Raw genomic sequence first — 19,197 nt, 5'->3', positions numbered from 1 at the left:
GGTTTAAATTACAACATAAGGTCGCTGATTTTCAGCGACTTTACTTTTCTTGTACATATTATGTTGATGACGTTTGCTAAAAAATATTTTTTTATTCAGAAATAAGGAATAGTTTGCACTCAAGAATATTTGTAACTTCTGCGTTTTTAACGATTGCTATCTTGCTATAATCTTAGAAATAAATTAGAACTTAAGCAGTATTCACAACATCTTATAAATCCTAAATCCTTTTAGAAATGAAACAACCTCTACTAGCTTCCTACCTCCCTTTGCAACAATATTTAGCAGTTTTAATTCAATAACGTATCTACTTCGCGTTAGAAATTTACTCTAAGAAATAAAAAAGTAAGTCTAACGTTAAGTATCCGTGTATTTATTCAATCCTTTAAAATACCAAAACAAACAATTATGATGAAACGTTTACTGATGCTAATGGTTCTTTTTGCAACCATTACTAGTGTTTCTGCTTCGCACTTTAGGTACGGTTTGGTTACAGCCACCCGATTATCTGAGACGAGTACAACTGTTACTTACCGAATTAATTTGAGTGAATCATGGCGACTTGGTGCTGCACCAGGAAGCTCTTACTTTCAAATATCTGGGGGCAACACAGGTAACTTTAGTATTGCTACAACTACTGTTACCGATCCATCTGGTGGATGGTCTAATAGCACTGGTAGTACTACAATAACTTTAAACAAAACAGCAGTTGCTACTAGAATTGAATCGGCAAGTTGTTGCAAAATTCTTACCAATGTAAATAATAGTGGTTTAGGGTGGGATGAGTACATTATCCTAAACACAAATGCAGCAGGTAGTAGCCCTGTATCAACATTGCCTGCTATCATTAATATGCCTATTAATGCTACTGCAGCTACTTACACCATACCTGCTTCAGATCCAGATGCTGGTTCTACATTAACCTTTGGAACGCCTAGTTTTACTGGTAATCTTGCTGGCGAGTCTGAGCCATCAGGCTTTTCTGTAAATAGTACAACTGGTCAAATTACTTTAAATACTGTAGGTAAATCTGTTGGTCAAACTTATAATGCTTTGGTTACCGTTACAGATAATAATGGTAATCAAGTTATGCTGGATTTTATTATTCAAATGGTTGGCCCTTCAAATCCTCCTGTATTTGATTATTCTGTAACACCTGCAAATGGTGCAGTGTACAATGTAATTGCAGGTCAAAATTTATCATTCCCAATTAAAGCAACTGACCCTGATGCAGGTAGTACAGTTGGTTTTTCAGTTTCTGGATTACCTAGCTATATTACTACATCTAATTTTAGTCCTGCATTACCATCAACGGGTAATCCTGCTACTACTAATTTTAGTTGGACACCTCAGGCGGCTCAGGCTGGTACTACTAATATCATTAACATTATTGCAACTGACAATGTAGGCGTGCAAACAACGACTTCTGTTACAATAAGAGTGGTATCAGAACCTGCTCCAGTATTTATTAGTCCTACACCTATACAATCTTCTTTAAGACAAATTCAAACTGGTGTATTATTTAAAGATACGATTGTTGCACAAAGCAGTCTTGGGTCTAATGTATCAATTGCATTTGCAACGGTACCTTCTGGTGCTACATTGTCGCCTACAGTGCCTACTAGTGGTGCAAACCCTGGTCAAACAATTATGAGTTGGACGCCTACAGCAGCAAGTTTTGGTCCACAGAACTTAAGCTTTCAAGCAACAATTACGGCATTTCCTTCAATTTTTACAAGTCGTAGTTATTCAATAATTGTAAATACACCGCCAGCATTTTCTTCGTTGCCTACAACGCTTAATGTGCTTCCAGGGCAGTTATTTACTTACAATGTAACTATTGCCGATGCTGATATACCTTATGGTGATGTGGTGGATGTTGTTGGTGTTACATTGCCAAGTTGGTTAACTTTAACGAGTACTGGTAATGGTACGGCTGTATTAAGCGGTACACCTACTATAGCAAATTCTGGTATTAACCATGTACATCTTGAAGCAGAAGATACTTACCACCATGGTAATCCAGAAGAGGTTATTCAAGAATTTGATATTAATGTAAATGCAAAACCTGATGCTGGTGCAGACCATTCTGTGCTTTGTGGTGGTTTAGCATTAACCGATACGTTAAGAGCTGTTTCACCTTTAACAGGTGTATGGTCTGCCATGTCTACTAACCAAGGTGGTGCTACCATTAGCTCAACTACAAATGGTGTAGCAGTAGTAACCCTACCTGTAGCACCGTTTACTGGTACGTTACAGTTTATTTATACTGCCGATGGTGGTACTGATACAATGAGCATTGTAGTTGGTGGCCCAAGCAGTCCAATTATTGAAATTCATACAGGTTCACCAGTATTATGTGCTGGTTCTACTGTACAACTTTGTCCTTTAAACTGGGGCTTTAGTAATTACCAATGGTATAAAGATGGTAATGCTGTAGCTGGTGCAACAGGTACAAGCTCTTGTATTACTGTTGATGCAACTGGTATTGGTAGTTATTCTTTAGCTGGTACTAATGGTTCTGGTTGTTGGAGTGTTCCTTCAACGGCTGTAGCAGTTACAAGTGTTAGTTCTTTTGCTAAACCTACAATTACTGCAAATGGTACGGCTGCATTATGTAATGGAGGTAGTGTTACACTTACTTCATCATCTGCTGCTGGTAACCTTTGGTTTAAAAATGGTAATTCTACTGGCGTTACCACTGCAACATTTACTGCTACTGAAGCTGCTGATTATACAGTATTAGTAACCAACGGTACTTGTACATCGGCTGTATCACTACCATTTAATGTAAGTGGTAGAATAAATGCAGGCTTTGGTGTAACCAATGCTACTAACAATTGCGATACTACGTTACGCTTTACATCTTCTGCAACGGCTGGTACTACAAGTACATGGTCGTTTGGTGATGGTGCTACTGCTACAGGTAATATAGTTAATCACAAATATGCTAGCGCTGCTACTTTTAATGTACAACAAATTGTTACCAATAGTGGTGGTTGTACTGATACTAGTAAGCAAACGATAACTACTTATAGCTGTGGTACTACTACACCTACTTGTAATATTACTGCTGGCTTTAGCGTTGTTAATAATGCCAGCAATGGTGGTAGCTATACTTTCATTAGTAACTCTACAATTACTAACGGCAACATGACATATTTCTGGGATTTTGGTAATGGTATTACATCTACACTTATCAATCCTACATTGTCTTTCTTAACAGGTACATACACCGTGAAACTAGTAGTTACTGGTAGCCTTGGTTGTAAAGATTCTACATCTCAAAACCTTACAGTTGCTATACCTTGTACACTACCTGTGGCAGACTTCATTATTAGTAATAGCACACAGTGTTTAGCATTTAATTCGTTCAGCTTTAGTAATACATCTACTGGTACAAACCCTGTATATGCTTGGAACTTTGGTGATGGTAGCCTAGGTGTAACCACTACTGCTGCTGGGTATAGCTATGCAAGTGCTGGTACCTATACTGTAACCTTAGTAGCTAGCAATGGTTGCGGTAGCAATCAAGTAAGTAAAACTGTTACTGTAAATAGTGCACCTACTGCACCTTCACCTATTAGTGGTACTACTAGCATAGCTACTGGTGCTACTACTGCTTTATCTACTGCTACTACTGGTGGTACATGGTCTAGCAGCAATACCTCTGTAGCTACTGTAAATGCTAATGGTGTTGTTACGGGTATATCAAATGGTTCGGCTGTTATTACTTACACTGTAAATAATGCATGTAGCGCTGCAAGCGCATCAGTAACTGTTACAGTTTCTGCGGTGGTTGTACCATGTACAACGCCTGCTGCGAGCTTTAGTGTAAATACTGCTACACAATGTTTATCTGGCAATGCCTTCACATTTACCAATAACACCACTGGTACTGCACCTACTTATGTTTGGTACTTTGGCGATGGTGGTACAAGTGTAGCAAGCGCACCTACTTATAATTATGCAAATGCCAATACTTATACTGTTACGCTTATTGCTACTAATAGTTGCGGTACTAGTCAAGCAACACAATCTGTAACTATTAACGCAGCACCTGCAACGCCTGCTTCTATTAGTGGTGCTACTGCGCTTACTGTTGGTAATACTTCTACATTCTCATCTGCAACCGCAGGCGGTGTATGGTCTACTAGCAATGCGGCTGTGGCTACCGTAGCAAGCAATGGTGTGGTTACAGCAATAGCTGTAGGTAATGCTACTATTACTTATACGGTTACTAATGGTTGTGGTAATGCTAGCACAACACTTGCGGTAAACGTAACGCCAGTAGTGCCAGTATGTACTGCACCTGTTGCTGACTTTGCTGTAAATACTGCCGCACAATGTTTGGCTGCTAATGCCTTTACATTTACCAATAGCTCTACAGGTACTAGCCCTACATATACTTGGAACTTTGGTGATGGTACTGCTACAAGTACTGCGTCAAATACTACACATAGCTATGCAAGTGCCAATACTTATACCGTTACATTAACTGCAAGCAATGCATGCGGTAGCCATCAAGTTACAAAAACTGTAACTGTAAGTGCTGCACCTGCTACGCCTTCGCCTATTAGTGGTCTTACTGCTATTACTACTGGTACAAATACTACATTATCTATTGCTACACCGGGTGGTGTATGGTCTACTAGCAATGCTGCTGTAGCTACTGTATCTAGCAATGGTGTGGTGTCTGCAATAGCTGTAGGTACTGCTACTATTACCTATACAGTAAGCAATACTTGTGGTAATGCTAGTGCAAGTGTAGTGGTTACGGTAAGTGCACCAGTGGTTACACCTGCACCTTGTAACTTACAAGCTAGCTTTACTATCAATAACCCAAGCCAATGTGCTGTAGGTAACCAATACGTATTTACCAATACATCTACTGGCGGTACGGCACCATTTACTTACCTATGGGATTTAAATGATGGTACTACTGCATCTACGCAACATGTAACTAAAACTTATGCTAACTATGGCGAACACGATGTAACCTTAAAAGTTACAGATGCTAATGGTTGTGTAAGTAATGCTGCTGCACAACAGATTTATATAGGTGCAACGCCTAAAGCGAGCTTCTCGGTACTTAACAATACAGGTAGTGGTAAAAGCAAAACCTTTATTAGTTCTAGTACAATAGCGGCAGGCACTATGGCTTACCTATGGAATTTTGGTAATGGTACTACTTCAACTGCTGTAAACCCTACAGTAACCTTTACACCGGGTACTTACACCGTATCGCTTGTGGTAAGTGGTTTAGGCACTTGTAAGGATACAGCTACACAGTCTATTACTGAGTATGTGGTATCTAACGTAAATGTTTATCCTAACCCTATTATTAATGTGGTAGAAGTAAGTTTCCGTGCAGCATCTACTAGCTTAACTACTATTAAAATTACTGACTTGCAAGGTAGAGTGTTACAAACACAATCTGTAATACCTACAGCAGTTGGTGCTAATGTAGCAGCATCTTTAGATACTAGAGGCTTACAAAATGGTACATACGTTATCTATATTTCTGACGTGCAAAATGGCTTCTTAGCTACTAAAACTATCTTAAAACAATAGTTGTAATTGCATAGTGTACTTATAAAAAATCCCCTTGCTGATTACAGCAAGGGGATTTTTATTTGGTCTAATCCAAACATCACAAATTCTACATCACATATCCATTCCTATGCTTTCTCTAAAGTAATATCTACTGCTAGGGTAGTGCCTTCATATTTGGCAGTGGTGGTAGCGGTTTTGTAGCCAGCTATGGTAAACGTAAGGGTATAAGTACCATTGGCTAATTTGGCAAAGCCGTATTTACCATTACTATCGGTAGTGGCAGTATCAGTGCCATTACTTACTTGTACATCTGCTATGGCCTTGCCTGTGGCTTTATCCGTTACCGTACCTTCTATGCTGTAAGTAGTGGCAGCTTCTTCACTTGCAGGTAGTAAGTATTGCTTGTACTTAGCATAATTATCTGCAAATATTACTTTGGCAGCTTTGGCTACTTTGGTTCTAAACGTCCATACTGCATTAAGGCTTATTACACGGTTTTGTGTAATACCCAAACGGCTATTTTTAACCACTTCTTGTTGGGTTTTAGCCTCAGCAAGTGTTTGGCGTTTAGTAGCAATGGCATCAATATTTGCCTGTGTATATTTTGCAGCTAGCAACTGTGTTTTATATTTTAGGGCAGTTTTACCAAACACATCCATAAATACTATCAGCTTTTCTGGTACTTGCCTTGCGGCATCGTAATTATCGTACCCAAACTCGTTCCAGATGGCTTTTTTATTAGGAAAGGCCTTCTCAATGGCATACTTAGCTTGTTGAAAATGGTTTCTACAATCGTCCATAGCATCTTGCACAGCCGTTGTAAATCCTGTTTGCACATCTACAGTTTGTTCATCGGTGGGGGCTGCTTCGGCTGTGGTAATAGCTGCTTCCCAATCGGATGCATAGGGGTCTTTAAAATCATCATCTAAAGTAATAAACAAAGCTTTGTCTGCTTTAAAATGCACCACTGTTGTTCGGCTATCTTGCAACATGCTATCGTCTGAAATTTTGAAATCTCTGGTAATTGGTGTGGGTGTGGACATATGTTTTTTATTTTGTTAAGTGGAAATTAATCTACAATTACATATAGCTATTAAAATATGCTGTTAAAAAATTATTAAATAAACCAGAGCTGCACCGCCAATTGGTAAGGTTACAGTTACTCGTTATACGGTTGTTATTACTCGCTATACGGCAGCCTTTGCTCGCTGTACGGCTGCATCTGCTCGGTGTACGGAAGCTATTGCTCGTTAACGAGCAATGGCTTCCCGAGGGCGATGCATAGCTGCCGCAGAGCGATGAATGGCTACTACTAGGGCTAGTAGTAGGGTTGGGGTATGTGGCAATTGTAAAACACCTCTGTCTACAACTACCCCTCTACACGATGGTAATTATTCGGTGTGGCGTTCTTTCAAAATTATACCTAGTTAGTAACATATTCTCTCAACATGAGGCTTTGCTTACGCTGTTACACAAATCATCCGTAGCAACTTATCTACTCAAAACCTCAAAATCATCCCTCATACATTACTTTTACCACATGAAACGCCTATTCTTTTGTAGCATATTGTTGTGGTCTATCAGTGCATCGGCACAAATCAATACTGATAATATTGTAATGCCCTGCATTAAAACAGTAAAACTATTTCAGCAAAACAACCAAGAAAGCCTGCCTATTATCAACCTTAATTCTACCGATTTGCTAGAGCTGCATTTTGATGATATGGATGGCTATGTAAAAAACTATTACTACACATTTACCTTGTGCAATGCCAATTGGCAACCTGCTGACTTGAGCGGTTTTGACTACTTAAAAGGCTATCAACAGCAGCGCCTGAATCAATACAGACCATCATCTATTGCACAAACTAAGTATGTACATTACCAAGCCACACTGCCCGATAGAAATTGTACACCTACCAAAAGTGGCAACTATTTACTAAAAGTGTTTTTAAATGGCGATACCACACAGTTGGCTTTTACCAAACGTTTGTATGTGCTTGATAGTCGTGCTAACGTGGGTGGGCGCAGCATGGTGCCTTTCGATAATCAAATAGGTAGAACACACCAAAAAATACAGTTTAGTGTAGATGTAACGCAGCTAAATGCACAAAACCCCATGCAGCAAATCACCACTTGTGTGATGCAAAACAATCGTACAGACAATATGCATTACAATGTGCCAATAGCTTTTGTACGTGGCAACTTGCTAGAATACGATGGTGAACGTGGCGGCATTTTTGAAGCAGGTAAAGAATATCGTTGGGTTGATTTACGCAGTTTTCGTTTTGAAAGCGAACGCATTGCTAGCATTGATAAAAATTCGCAACCCAATAACATCATTGTAAAACCTGATGGCCCAAGAGTAGCACAGCGTTACTTGTATTATAAAGACTACAACGGCTGGATGAATATTCTTACCACCGAAAATGTAAATAATTGGTGGCAAACAGATTATGCCAACATTACCTTCACATTTGTACCTGAAGGCAACCAACCTTATGCTGGTAAAGACATTTACTTATTAGGCGAATTGACAGACAATAAACTCAACAGCAATAGCCTACTTGAATACAATGCAGCCAAAGGTGTGTATGAAAAAACACTGTATTTAAAACAAGGCTTTTACGATTACACCTATGTATCTAAAGACAAAGCCAGCAAAAAAACTGAAGCCACGGTCACAGAAGGTAATTATTGGGAAACAGAAAACGACTACACCATTTTTGTGTACTACCGCAGCTACAGCGAGCGCCACGATGAATTGGTAGGTATAGCAACTGTAAATTCGAGAACAGGTAGAGTTGGGTATTAGTTTTTCTCACCACATAGGCACAAAGCCACAATAGATAATTAAGGTATTGACTTAAATGTTTAAGAATGCTGCTCTTTATGAAATCTATGTGTCTATCTGTCTATGTGGTTCATTAAAAAACTTACAAAGCCTAACTTTAAATTTTCTCACTCCATAGGCTCAAAGGCACAATAGAAAGTAATGCGCTTTACAAACAAATCTATGTGTCTATCTGTCTATGTGGTGAAAGATAAAATCAATTACTTTCGTTGCAAATAATAGCTTTAGTATGAAGGTGAATACAATGGCAGAAATGATGGCTTCTGGACAAACACCAGATGTATTATTTTGGGTAGGCTGTGCTGGTAGTTTTGACCAAAGAGCCCAAAAAATAACCAAGGCATTTGCCACCATTTTAAATAAAGTAGGTATTAACTACGCCATTTTGGGTAAAGAAGAAGCTTGTACTGGTGACCCTGCAAGACGTGCTGGCAATGAGTTTTTGTTTCAAATGATGGCTTACCAAAACATACAGGTATTGAATGGTTATGGCATCAAGAAAATTGTCACCACTTGCCCACACTGTTTTAATACGCTTAAAAACGAGTACCCTGAATTAGGCGGTAATTATGAAGTAATTCACCATACCACTTTTTTACAACAACTCATTAATGAAGGCAAAGTGGTGCTACAAGGTGGTGGTACATTCAAGGGTAAAAAAATATCGTACCACGATAGCTGTTACCTAGGCCGTGCTAATGATATTTACGAAGCGCCAAGACAAGTATTAGATGCTTTAGACGCTGAATTAATAGAGATGAAACGCTGCCGTACCAATGGTTTGTGCTGTGGTGCTGGTGGTGCGCAAATGTTTAAAGAAGACGAACCTGGCGATAAAAGAATTAATATAGAACGTGCCGATGAAGCCTTAGCTACAGGTGCTAGTATTATTGCTGCTGCTTGTCCTTTTTGCAATACCATGATGAGTGATGGTGTTAAAAACCGTGAAAAAGAAAATGAGGTAGTAGTAATGGATGTTGCAGAATTAATAGCTGAAAGTTTGGCTTAATTAGTTATATCATTTAGACCTGTCAGGTTTTAAAACCTGACAGGTCTTGCAAAAAATAACACATGAAACATTCGATTAACTGGAAGAAATTGGCAACTTGGTTTGTAATACTATTGCCTATTTTATTATTGATAGATATTGGTTTTGATGCTGCAAAAGGTCCTATCAAATGGGATGAAATTTGGGCCATGAAAAACTTATTTTTCAAAGTAGCAGCAGCTTTAGTTGGCGGCTATTTTATCAGTACCTTCAACAATACACCTACAAAAAAAGCGTAGTTATTTCAACACATAGAGGCATAGATAAAAGCCAAGAACACATAGATTAAACTATGTTAGCTTTTTCTAACTATGCAACCTATGTGTTACAAAATCCTCTTTATGAACTTAGATTTTCAACAATACTTACCTACAGATTTTCACAATAATTCAAGGGTTTGGATCTACCAAAGCAGCCGCTTGTTTAGTATGAGTGAAGCTTTTGAAATAGAACCAATGCTTAACAGTTTTGTGGCTGACTGGAAAACGCATGGCACGCCTGTAAAAGGTTATGCCAATTTATTCTTTGGGCAGTTTATAGTAATTATGGCCGATGAAACGGCTGCTGGTGTAAGCGGCTGTAGTACTGATAGCAGCGTACGATTAATAAAAGATATTGAGCAACGCTTTAAGGTAGATATGTTTAACCGTCAAAACTTGGCGTTTGTACTAAAAGACAAAGTAGAATTACTACCATTGGCACACTTAAATCATGCCATAACTAATGGATTTATAAAACCAGAGACTTTGTATTTTAATAACCTTGTAGCTACAAAGCAAGAGTTAGAAACCAAATGGGTTACACCAGCTAATAACAGTTGGTTAGCCAGCAAATTTGTAACAGCCACACAAGCGTAAACTATGAAATACAAAGCATTAACCCCAATGTTGTGGACGGCTGAATTGCAAGCTACCATTGAATTTTACACATCTGTTTTGGGCTTTCAATTAGATGAACTGAACCAAGAATGGGGCTGGTGTAGTTTGAGTAAAGATGCCGCAAGCATTATGTTTGCTACGCCTAATGCACACATGCCTTTTGATGGGGCTAAACTTACAGGTTCTCTGTACATAAACATTGAAGAAGTAGATACGCTGTGGGCTAAACTACAAGACAAAGCCACTATTTTTTACCCAATAGAGAACTTTGAACATGGCATGAGAGAATTTGCCATACTAGATAATAATGGCTATGTACTACAATTTGGTAAAGAGATAGATGAGGAAGAATAGTTTGTAACAAAAAATATTTATTTTAGTAAAAAAATAATGACAATCGATATCAACACATTGCTCAATCTGCCTCAAAAACAAAGGCGTGACATAGCTGAAAAGCTATGGAAAAGTTTGTCGCCTAATAATGGCGTAAGCAAAGAAGAAGCTTCTACAATTGTGTTGCTTGAAAAAAGATGGCAAGATATACAAGCGCAAAAAACAGCTTTACTTTCTCCAAGTGATTTAAGAGCTAAAATTCAAGAGCACCGAAGCAAGAAGTAAATTGGAACAATATATAGTACAATACCATGCTGAGTTTTGGGATGATTTAAAAGCAATAATTGACTGGTATGACGATGTTGCACCTAAAATCACAGATCAATTTCTATCTCAGTTTTATGCAATAGAAAAGCGAATAAGCAACAATCCTTACGCATTTCTAAAAGTCAGTAACACTTCATTTAGAAGAGCATTACTAAAGCAATTTCCATTTAAAATTTTCTTTAAAATTGATAATTCAAAAGTATTTGTCCTCGCCTTAGTACATACAAAACGCTCAAATAAGTTTATAAAAAAGCAGCTTAAAAGGGGATAGTTGTAACAAAATGCGTGCATATACTCACTTCAATCAAAGCCGAATAAAGTTATGGCCGTACAAGTGTGCGACGCAACAGAAGTAAAATAATAGTAATACAGTTGGTTAACGAAGTCTCCCTCAGGCTATAAAATTTAAGTTCAGCCGAGTTATTTCTTACTCTTAAAATCGCCTCTTTTCCATGACTTGATGAAATCTGCCCAAGCAAATGGATTTAGAATATTCATTGGGGCAGTTTGCCCTGCGTAGTAAGACTTAGTAGCTTGCTGGCGCAGTTGATAATTTACGGCTTCTTTACCATCAGCAGGTAGTGTTGCTAGCAGAATTCTACGGGCAGCTTCGTTGGTATTTTGACGTGCAATTTCATAAGCATCATCTGGTACACGGGTATTTACAAAGTCACGCTCAAACTGCTCACGTGTAGGTCTTGGCTTTAAGATAGTTGCAGGTAAATATGTGGTATCGTTTACCAACAATTGAATAACACTGTATTGATTATCAGTAAGATTGGTAGGAATATCAATTTGCTTGTCTTTAAAACCAATAGATGAGAACAAAATTCTATCTCCTTTCAATACCGCAATAGAAAAAATACCATCGTTATTGGTAATAGTACCACGGCCTTTGCCCACTACAACAATACTTGCAGATGGCACGCCACGTAAGCTATCGGCCGTCATTACCACACCAAAAAGCTGTATCACAGAATCTTTAGAAGGCAGTGTTTGTTGGGCTTTTGCAGTGGTAACACCTGCAACAATAACAAGCAATAAAATGATGTGTATAGTTTGTTTCATGCGGTATAAAATTACAGTACTTTCTATTAAAATACAAAACAGGGTTCAGTGGTTTTTGTTGATAAGCTTTTGCATTTCGCAACAAAGTAAAGCGGTGAGCCGCTAATTTTGCCACCTATTATCTTTTTTAACAAAAACTTGCGTGATGACAGAAGCAGCGATATTACAAGCTTTGAGTAATGTACAAGAACCGGATTTAGGTAAAGATTTGGTGACGCTAAATATGGTGAAGGATATAAAAATTGATGGTAACAATGTTGCATTTACCATTATTTTAACCACACCAGCTTGTCCAATGAAAGATATGATGCGTACCGCCAGTGAAAATGCAGTGCGTTTATTGGTAAATAAAGAAGCCGTAGTTACAGTAAATTTCACTTCTAATACATCTACAAATCGTAAAGATGGGCAGCAAATATTGAGTGGTGTAAAAAATATTATTGCAGTAGTAAGTGGTAAAGGTGGTGTAGGTAAAAGTACCGTATCGGCTAATTTGGCTTTGGCCCTTGCAGAAGGCGGTGCAAGTGTGGGCTTAATGGATGCAGATATTTATGGGCCAAGTGTGCCAATTATGTTTGGTGTGCGTGGTGAAAGACCAATGATGAAAGACGTGAATGGCAAAGGTGTAATAATGCCTTTAGAGAAATATGGCATTAAATTAATGAGCATTGGCTTGTTAGTTGATGAAAGAAATGCGGTGGTTTGGCGTGGCCCAATGGCTAGCAGTGCTATTAAGCAATTTGTAACTGATGTTGATTGGGGCGAATTGGATTATTTGGTAATAGATATGCCGCCAGGTACAGGTGATATTCACTTAACATTGATGCAAACTGTACCTGTAACAGGTGTGGTAATTGTAACTACACCACAAGCTGTGGCGCTTGCAGATGCAAAAAAAGGGATAGCCATGTTTGCGCAAGCGCAAATAAATGTACCTATTATTGGATTGGTAGAAAATATGGCTTACTTCGTACCGCCAGATGCCCCGATAGCTATCGGGGTGCCAAATAATAAATACTATTTGTTTGGTAAAGAAGGTGGTAAGCGCTTGGCTGATGAATATGAGTTGCCGTTTTTAGGTCAAGTGCCGTTGGTGCAAAGCATAAGAGAAGGTGGTGATGTAGGTGTGCCAGCCATGGTTGGTACCGATGTATTATCTCAACAAGCATTTAGAGATGTAACTGCAACAGCCGTAAGAAATATTGCCATGCGTAATGCTAATGTGCCAAAGACTAAGATGATAGAGGTGATGGCGTAATGTTTTTTGATAGTTAAATAGTCTGAAGTTTCCATTAAAGCATTACTAGTTTTGATGGAAACTTTTTATTTTAAAAGAAATTGAATGTACAATTTAAAACATTTTAAAGCTGATAGCGACTTAGAGGTATTGGCTTTTATGAAGGCGCATCCTTTTATTACACTTTGTGGTGTTGATGACAATAATATGCCTGTTGCCACGCATTTACCAGTATTGTTTGAAGAAAAAGACGGTAAGATTTTTTTATTGGCACATGCCATGCGTAAGCAAGATCATACTATTGCATTTGAACAGAATCCAAATGTATTGGCTATTTTTAGTGGTGAAAATGCTTATGTAAGTGCAAGTTGGTATAACAATAAACAAGTGGCTAGCACTTGGAATTACAAGGCAGTTCATGCAAAAGGTGTCGTGAATTTTTTAGATGATAAAGGCTTATATGACGTTTTGGTAAAATTGACTAATCATTTTGAAGGCACAACCGAAAGTCCTGCCGCAGTAAAACAAATGGATGAAAAATACATAGCTGATAACATGAAAGCCATTGTTGCCTTTGAGATAGCATTAACTGATATACAGCATGTGTTTAAGTTAAGCCAAAATAGGCAAGAAGCGGATAAATCAAGGATAGTGGATGCACTAACTACTACTAATTTAAATGTAAGTGAATTAGTGAAATAGCACTTTGTATATACAGATTAAATTTATTGTATTAACGTCTTGATAATTTCATATTATATACATAAATACACCACATTTGTGGTAGAGCAAAGCCATTTGTACAAGCGAATTAATATTTTTTAATATATATCATCCATTTCAATACCAATTTTACGCATTAAAATAGAGGCATTGAGGCTTTCGCAAATGCCATTTTTCAACTTGTAATCAAAGTACAATTCATCATTTGCTACTTGAACATCAAAGTGGTAATTGGTAATATTTTTTGGATAGTTATCTGCTTGCTTGGCTAGTTCTACATCATGTGTGGCTAGTATGGCAACAGCGTTTTGCTTGATGAGTTGTTGTATTAATGCTTTGCTGCCTGTATGTCTATCAAGCGAGTTGGTACCACGTAGAATTTCGTCTAGCAAAATGAACAGTTTTTCATGGTTGTTAACAGCTTCAATAATGCTTTGTAGCTTCTTTAATTCTGCATAAAAAGTAGAGGTATTTTCTGCTAAATTATCTGCAATACGCATACTGCTCATCAAGCGAATATGCGATGTGGTAAAGCTTTCAGCGCATACAACGCTGCCCATTAAGGCCAACACTGTATTGCATCCAATGCTTCTTAGAAAGGTGCTTTTACCAGCCATATTACTACCTGTGATAAGCGTAATATTTGCTTCGCCAGTTGTTGTGAAATTATTGGTGACACACTTATTATCTGAGATGAGTGGATGGCCAAGTTTGCTAGCGCTACATGTAAAATTTGTATCAGCAATCGTTGGTACACACCAAGTTGGATGATTGAAAGCTAGTACTGCTAATGTATTGATTACTTCCATTTCTGCAATTACCTCAAACCATGTTTTTACATGCTGTTTGTAAGTGGCTTTCCATTTGTTCAGAGCTCTTATTTGCCAAACATCCCAAAGAAATAGGGTGTTTAATGCGAGAAATAAGTATACGTTTAGTCTTACATCAAAACGGTTAAGAATTTGCTTCAATTCATTAATAGCTTTTGATGCTTTTATGTCATCAATATTGAGTTGTGATTGTAAATTTTTTAATGCAGCTACTTCAAAATTCGATTGCTCTATGGTTGTAATTAATTGTTCTGCTACGCTTAATTCCTTTACAATATTGTTGAGTAAAGTGTAAGACGCCATTACTTTTTTACTTTGGGCAAAAGCAAAAATTAAGCACAATAAAAGTATGCCTGAAAATACAGGTGTTGAAAGCACATCAATAGTGTAAAGAGCCACACAAGTAGTGGTGAAAATGCCATAGAGCGGTAATACTATTTTCCAATAGTTGGCTTGTAAATGCTGTTCTTTATTTTGTAGCCATTGGTTTATTTTTTGTTCGGTTGAAATAGTTATTGCTGATTGTAGGCTAAGTGCTTGAAATTGCTGCTGCCATTGTGCTTGAGCGTGTAATTCTTTAATGGCAGATTGCCTGTTTTGTATCGCTTCCCTGGCAATGGCTTTTTGTAAATTGTCTGCTAGTAGTGCCTTGCCTTGTTCGGTATTACAGCGGTTGATGTATTGGTACAATGATGCTTTGCCAAAAATATCTAGATCGTTAGTGTAAGTATGTGTAGGCTGCGCAAATTGGTCGCCAGATTCTCTGTGGAAATATTGATAGTTAAGTATTGCGAGCTCTTGATGGTTGATATCAATAAGCGTATTGGTATGATTGATGGCTTTATTATTGGCAACATCTTTAGCAATGAAGAATAAGAAAATACTGATGCCAGGTATAATTGTAATAACGCCAAATAATATGTCTGCTTCAAAACCTTTGAATGCGCCGATTACGGTGGCAATGACTGTGATAAACCTGAGCCATGCAAGCCTAGTTTTAGTTTTTTGTAAGGCTTGTAATGTAGCTATATGTGCTTGTAAATATTGCTGATATGTAGTTGCAGGCATAGTAAATGTTATAGGCGCTGAAAGTAGGTAATGATTGATTAGTGTAGAAAGAAATTTGTACCTATTTTTGCCAACTGACTTTTATGTTAGACTTGCCAAGTTTCAAAAACTTAGTAAGTCTAATCGCTTCGATAAAAGTTTCACAAAGTATCTAACAGTACATACCGATAGCTATCGGTAGTGCGACGCAACGAAGTAAGATTGAAAGTATGCAGTTGGTTACAAAATATTTAACCAAACGTATAAGGTTTTGCAAAATCTTATACATTGAAAATAAAATGGGGCTGTACTGGTTTCGACAGCAATCCCGATAGCTATCGGGACTTTGTATGTATAAGGATGCAGTGCGTTGGATAATTAAAATAGGTAGATATGGCAGTTGTCTATATTCTTTATTCAATGCAAATTGATAAATACTACATTGGTAGTTGTCTGTCACTCGAACAAAGGCTTTTAGAGCATAAACGGAAAGCCTTTGAAGATTGCTTTACTACCAAGGCGAATGATTGGGTAGTGTATCTTTCAATAGATAAATTAGAATACGCACAGGCAAGGAAAATAGAGAGTCATATTAAACGAATGAAAAGTAGAAAGTATATTGAGAATTTAAATAACTATCAAGAATTAATTGATAAACTCGTTTCAAGATTTTCTAGTTAGCTTTAAATATTAAAAATGGGGCTGTACTGGTTTCGACAGCAAAGTTCTTTGTAGGTATAAGCATGCAGTGCGTTGGATAATTAGCACTTAAATCTGAATATTCAAAACTCAAATGGCAATACACAGTATGCCATGGCTGCTTAATCAGTGATTAAGTAACCATTCGGGCCGCCAAACAGGTTGTTCTGTTACCAAGTTTCGCCGCCGACTCAAACTAAACACAGGATGCTGTTTCAGAAGGCTGTGACTGCGACAAAAGACTATTCAGCTAAGGATAAAATTGGTTTGTTTATTTCCGGTTTTATCTCGACAATTAATAATGAACTAAGCATGTAGAAGACTTATGGCGGATTTGTTTGGACAGGGGTTCGACTCCCCTCAGCTCCACTTTTAAAATTTCCTTCCATTCTAAAGGGTTGTTGGTCTAAAACCAACAGCCCTTTTTCTTTCATTATCAGCGTGTTGTGAGTAAATATAGGCATCATGTAAGGGGTTCGATACGTTCCCCCAGAATAGTACAATCTTGAATCGAACCCCAGTCTAATTAACTGTTGTTTGTCTGTTGTACTTCCTATTTGGTACAGGTAATGCAAATCAGACAATTTTTCCAATTCGTCTTGTACCAGGTACCAAATGTGTTTTTCTTCCTGTTGTAACTTGTCAAGCTGTGCGTTTAAAGCGATGCGCTGTTGACTGTGGTGTGAGTGCCAGCGTTGGTAGCTTTCAAAATTCAATTGATTAGCTATCCATTTTTCTTCTACGCTATACAATTTGGCTTCGCAGTCTTCCAAATCTTTAGCAAGTTGCTTAATCCGGTGCTTGTTTTCTTTTTGCGTAGCTTCTAAATCTACTGTTGTTTGGTGCTTGATGGCAGTGATCAGGCGCTGTGGCAGGCTCATTAGCTTTAAAACTTCCATCAGCTGGGCATGCGCTTTCTTTACACTAAGGTTTAAGTGTGTACTGGTAGCGCATTTGTAATAAAAGAATCTACCACCGTGGCGGCCCGTACTAGCTGCACCGGTTACAGCTTTACCGCAGTGGCATTTTAATACACCACGAAGTGGCATTTCATCGCTAATGATAACCTTGGTAGTACCACCTTTCAATTTTTGCTGAGTGGCTAGCCATTGTGTCCGCATTATAATTGGCTCATGGCTTGCCTCTACAATTTCGGCTGGTCTATCTTGGTAAGCTTTCACCGTTAATAAACTGGTGTAAGCTTGCCTAGTAAGTATTTTAGTAATGGCGCTATTGCCACTTTGTTTAAAGCCCATTGCAGCAGCTTGCTTGCGTATTTCTTGCATTGGCATATCTGCATTGTAGGCGTCAAAAATGAAGCGTACAATTTTGGCCGGCTTTTCATCTATCACCATTATAGGTACTTTCTTTTCATTCAGTACCTTTTTATAACCGAATGGCGCTGCACCAATATAGCGGCCTTCTTTCTTTTTGGCAGCATAAATGCCTGAATTTATTTTGCCTGACCTTCTAATGTTGTCATCTTCAGCAAGCAACAGTTGCAAGCCAGTACGAAAGAAAGAACCAGGATTATCGTAATCGAAGGTTAAGCCTTCGTTTACACCTACAATTTGAATGCGGTATAGCTTCTGCAGCTGCTTTATCATTACAATCGCTTCGCCAGCATCACGGCTAAAGCGATCTAGTTCTTGCACTACCAGGTAATTAACCGTTTTGTAGTGCTTTTGTATAAATGCTTTTAGCTTGGCCATATCGGGCCTATCAAATGTTTTGGCGCTGTAACCTTCATCTATAAACGTATCTATCACTCGCACATTATTCCTCTCGCACCACTCTAAGGTGCGCATGTCCTGACCTTGGATAGAGTAGTGGCTTTGCTTGTCTGTGCTGATGCGTAGGTAACGAATGGCTGTTTTCTGAATCATAAGCTTTGCTTTTGCAATGATTAATGATAGCTTTAGAAAATAAAGCTACGAGTTGCGCTTCTTCTTGACTCAACGAATTTTCGGCGGTGGTAAGGGGTAATATTTTAGCATTGGTTGGCATTTATGATAATTCTTCTATTTCAGTATCATAGTCAGAGTCTTCACTTATAATTTTTATGCTCAATCCTTTTGCATAATCTTCATCAGTAAGCAGCACAATTTGTCCGTTTTCTCTTTTGAGCCCTTTGCTATGGCTGCCATCTTTTCTGAACTTTTTTACCCACCCATAACCTTCAACAAAATCGCTATCAACTTCTCTCATATAGGCTCTTGCAAGGTGTCCTGCTACATCTTCTAAAGAATCTACTTGACCAAATGACTCGCTAAAATCTTGCATGTAAGATTCATTTATCACTTCGTCGTCTAGCTTAATATGGTATTCATCCGTTCTCGTAACGGCTACCTTAAACTCATGTACTGCCATAGTTTTTGAATTGATTTTTAAATAGAGGCCTGTAGAAACAAGCCTCGGATTTTAAATAAAAAAGAACGTGATATTTCGCACCTCAAAACCCCGTGCCTTGTGGGGCTACGGGGCAAAAGGGCTAGTGACCCACTAGCAGCGTGTACTACTTTGTTTTAACAGCAAACAATAATCTATTTCACTTATTAGTTCTGTTGGGCTGCTTTCGCCTTGCATTACCGCCCGTT

16 protein-coding genes and 1 other RNA gene are annotated in these 19,197 nt (G+C 38.2%); 12 read left to right on the top strand and 5 right to left on the bottom strand.

The genetic code is table 11. The features are described 5' to 3' along the window. The first annotated feature begins 408 nt into the window (after positions 1–408). Positions 409–5,574: a beta strand repeat-containing protein gene (locus ACT9TX_RS06085; RefSeq protein ID WP_481337354.1), complete on the top strand. Its 5,166-nt coding sequence runs from the start codon at positions 409–411 to the stop codon at positions 5,572–5,574. Between the two features lie 107 nt (positions 5,575–5,681). On the opposite strand, the gene ACT9TX_RS06080 is transcribed toward ACT9TX_RS06085, so the two are convergent. Continuing rightward, positions 5,682–6,599 (bottom strand): carboxypeptidase-like regulatory domain-containing protein, encoded by a 918-nt coding sequence (locus tag ACT9TX_RS06080; RefSeq protein ID WP_481337353.1) that lies wholly within the window; start codon positions 6,597–6,599, stop codon positions 5,682–5,684. 497 nt (positions 6,600–7,096) lie between these two features. Here ACT9TX_RS06080 and ACT9TX_RS06075 point away from each other — a divergent pair, with 497 nt between their 5' ends. From ACT9TX_RS06075 to ACT9TX_RS06045, 7 genes are all read left to right on the top strand, one after another. After that, positions 7,097–8,371 carry a type IX secretion system plug protein gene (locus tag ACT9TX_RS06075; protein ID WP_481337352.1) on the top strand — a complete coding sequence of 425 codons (1,275 nt, stop codon included), beginning with the start codon at positions 7,097–7,099 and terminating at the stop codon, positions 8,369–8,371. A gap of 268 nt (positions 8,372–8,639) precedes the next feature. Next, on the top strand, positions 8,640–9,419 hold the full coding sequence (locus tag ACT9TX_RS06070; RefSeq protein WP_481337351.1) for a (Fe-S)-binding protein: 780 nt from the start codon (positions 8,640–8,642) through the stop codon (positions 9,417–9,419). 62 nt (positions 9,420–9,481) lie between these two features. After that, positions 9,482–9,697: a hypothetical protein gene (locus ACT9TX_RS06065; protein WP_481337350.1), complete on the top strand. Its 216-nt coding sequence runs from the start codon at positions 9,482–9,484 to the stop codon at positions 9,695–9,697. A gap of 102 nt (positions 9,698–9,799) precedes the next feature. Then, positions 9,800–10,315, top strand: a complete 516-nt coding sequence (locus ACT9TX_RS06060) for a hypothetical protein (RefSeq protein ID WP_481337349.1) — start codon at positions 9,800–9,802, stop codon at positions 10,313–10,315. A 3-nt stretch (positions 10,316–10,318) separates the two neighbouring features. After that, a complete protein-coding gene (locus ACT9TX_RS06055) occupies positions 10,319–10,690 on the top strand; it encodes a VOC family protein (RefSeq protein ID WP_481337348.1) in 372 nt (123 codons plus the stop codon). 36 nt (positions 10,691–10,726) lie between these two features. Further along, a complete protein-coding gene (locus ACT9TX_RS06050; protein WP_481337347.1) occupies positions 10,727–10,954 on the top strand; it encodes an addiction module protein in 228 nt (75 codons plus the stop codon). Between the two features lies 1 nt (position 10,955). Next, complete coding sequence (locus tag ACT9TX_RS06045; protein ID WP_481337346.1) at positions 10,956–11,267, top strand: type II toxin-antitoxin system RelE/ParE family toxin; 312 nt, start codon at positions 10,956–10,958, stop codon at positions 11,265–11,267. A gap of 149 nt (positions 11,268–11,416) precedes the next feature. Here ACT9TX_RS06045 and ACT9TX_RS06040 read toward each other — a convergent pair whose 3' ends face one another. After that, a complete protein-coding gene (locus ACT9TX_RS06040; RefSeq protein ID WP_481337345.1) occupies positions 11,417–12,064 on the bottom strand; it encodes a carboxypeptidase-like regulatory domain-containing protein in 648 nt (215 codons plus the stop codon). A gap of 145 nt (positions 12,065–12,209) precedes the next feature. On the opposite strand from ACT9TX_RS06040, the gene ACT9TX_RS06035 reads away from it, so the two are divergent. Then, positions 12,210–13,322, top strand: coding sequence for an Mrp/NBP35 family ATP-binding protein (locus ACT9TX_RS06035; RefSeq protein WP_481337344.1), 1,113 nt, complete (start codon positions 12,210–12,212; stop codon positions 13,320–13,322). 84 nt (positions 13,323–13,406) lie between these two features. Next, complete coding sequence (locus ACT9TX_RS06030) at positions 13,407–14,003, top strand: FMN-binding negative transcriptional regulator (protein WP_481337343.1); 597 nt, start codon at positions 13,407–13,409, stop codon at positions 14,001–14,003. Positions 14,004–14,122: 119 nt separating this feature from the next. On the opposite strand, the gene ACT9TX_RS06025 is transcribed toward ACT9TX_RS06030, so the two are convergent. Continuing rightward, complete coding sequence (locus ACT9TX_RS06025) at positions 14,123–15,922, bottom strand: MutS-related protein (protein ID WP_481337341.1); 1,800 nt, start codon at positions 15,920–15,922, stop codon at positions 14,123–14,125. 372 nt (positions 15,923–16,294) lie between these two features. Here ACT9TX_RS06025 and ACT9TX_RS06020 point away from each other — a divergent pair, with 372 nt between their 5' ends. Next, positions 16,295–16,582: a GIY-YIG nuclease family protein gene (locus ACT9TX_RS06020; RefSeq protein WP_481337340.1), complete on the top strand. Its 288-nt coding sequence runs from the start codon at positions 16,295–16,297 to the stop codon at positions 16,580–16,582. Positions 16,583–16,599: 17 nt separating this feature from the next. Then, positions 16,600–16,972, top strand: a transfer-messenger RNA (tmRNA) gene (gene ssrA, locus ACT9TX_RS06015). On the opposite strand, the gene ACT9TX_RS06010 is transcribed toward ssrA, so the two are convergent. After that, positions 16,924–18,486: a recombinase family protein gene (locus ACT9TX_RS06010; protein WP_481337339.1), complete on the bottom strand. Its 1,563-nt coding sequence runs from the start codon at positions 18,484–18,486 to the stop codon at positions 16,924–16,926. The genes ssrA and ACT9TX_RS06010 overlap by 49 nt on opposite strands. 121 nt (positions 18,487–18,607) lie before the next feature. After that, positions 18,608–18,970 (bottom strand): hypothetical protein, encoded by a 363-nt coding sequence (locus tag ACT9TX_RS06005; protein WP_481337338.1) that lies wholly within the window; start codon positions 18,968–18,970, stop codon positions 18,608–18,610. Positions 18,971–19,197 lie beyond the last annotated feature (227 nt).

The organism is Parasediminibacterium sp. HNIBRBA5674 (assembly GCF_056745525.1).
Note: the sequence above shows the minus strand (reverse complement) of the source record. Positions and strands in the feature narration are given on the sequence as shown.

Coding starts and splice junctions, on each gene's coding strand:
- ACT9TX_RS06025 (WP_481337341.1), bottom strand. CDS start 15,922: ATGCCTGCAACTACATATCAGCAATATTTACAAGCACATATAGCTACA.
- ACT9TX_RS06085 (WP_481337354.1), top strand. CDS start 409: ATGATGAAACGTTTACTGATGCTAATGGTTCTTTTTGCAACCATTACT.
- ACT9TX_RS06050 (WP_481337347.1), top strand. CDS start 10,727: ATGACAATCGATATCAACACATTGCTCAATCTGCCTCAAAAACAAAGG.
- ACT9TX_RS06040 (WP_481337345.1), bottom strand. CDS start 12,064: ATGAAACAAACTATACACATCATTTTATTGCTTGTTATTGTTGCAGGT.
- ACT9TX_RS06080 (WP_481337353.1), bottom strand. CDS start 6,599: ATGTCCACACCCACACCAATTACCAGAGATTTCAAAATTTCAGACGAT.
- ACT9TX_RS06075 (WP_481337352.1), top strand. CDS start 7,097: ATGAAACGCCTATTCTTTTGTAGCATATTGTTGTGGTCTATCAGTGCA.
- ACT9TX_RS06065 (WP_481337350.1), top strand. CDS start 9,482: ATGAAACATTCGATTAACTGGAAGAAATTGGCAACTTGGTTTGTAATA.
- ACT9TX_RS06010 (WP_481337339.1), bottom strand. CDS start 18,486: ATGATTCAGAAAACAGCCATTCGTTACCTACGCATCAGCACAGACAAG.
- ACT9TX_RS06055 (WP_481337348.1), top strand. CDS start 10,319: ATGAAATACAAAGCATTAACCCCAATGTTGTGGACGGCTGAATTGCAA.
- ACT9TX_RS06030 (WP_481337343.1), top strand. CDS start 13,407: ATGTACAATTTAAAACATTTTAAAGCTGATAGCGACTTAGAGGTATTG.
- ACT9TX_RS06070 (WP_481337351.1), top strand. CDS start 8,640: ATGAAGGTGAATACAATGGCAGAAATGATGGCTTCTGGACAAACACCA.
- ACT9TX_RS06020 (WP_481337340.1), top strand. CDS start 16,295: ATGGCAGTTGTCTATATTCTTTATTCAATGCAAATTGATAAATACTAC.
- ACT9TX_RS06035 (WP_481337344.1), top strand. CDS start 12,210: ATGACAGAAGCAGCGATATTACAAGCTTTGAGTAATGTACAAGAACCG.
- ACT9TX_RS06005 (WP_481337338.1), bottom strand. CDS start 18,970: ATGGCAGTACATGAGTTTAAGGTAGCCGTTACGAGAACGGATGAATAC.
- ACT9TX_RS06060 (WP_481337349.1), top strand. CDS start 9,800: ATGAACTTAGATTTTCAACAATACTTACCTACAGATTTTCACAATAAT.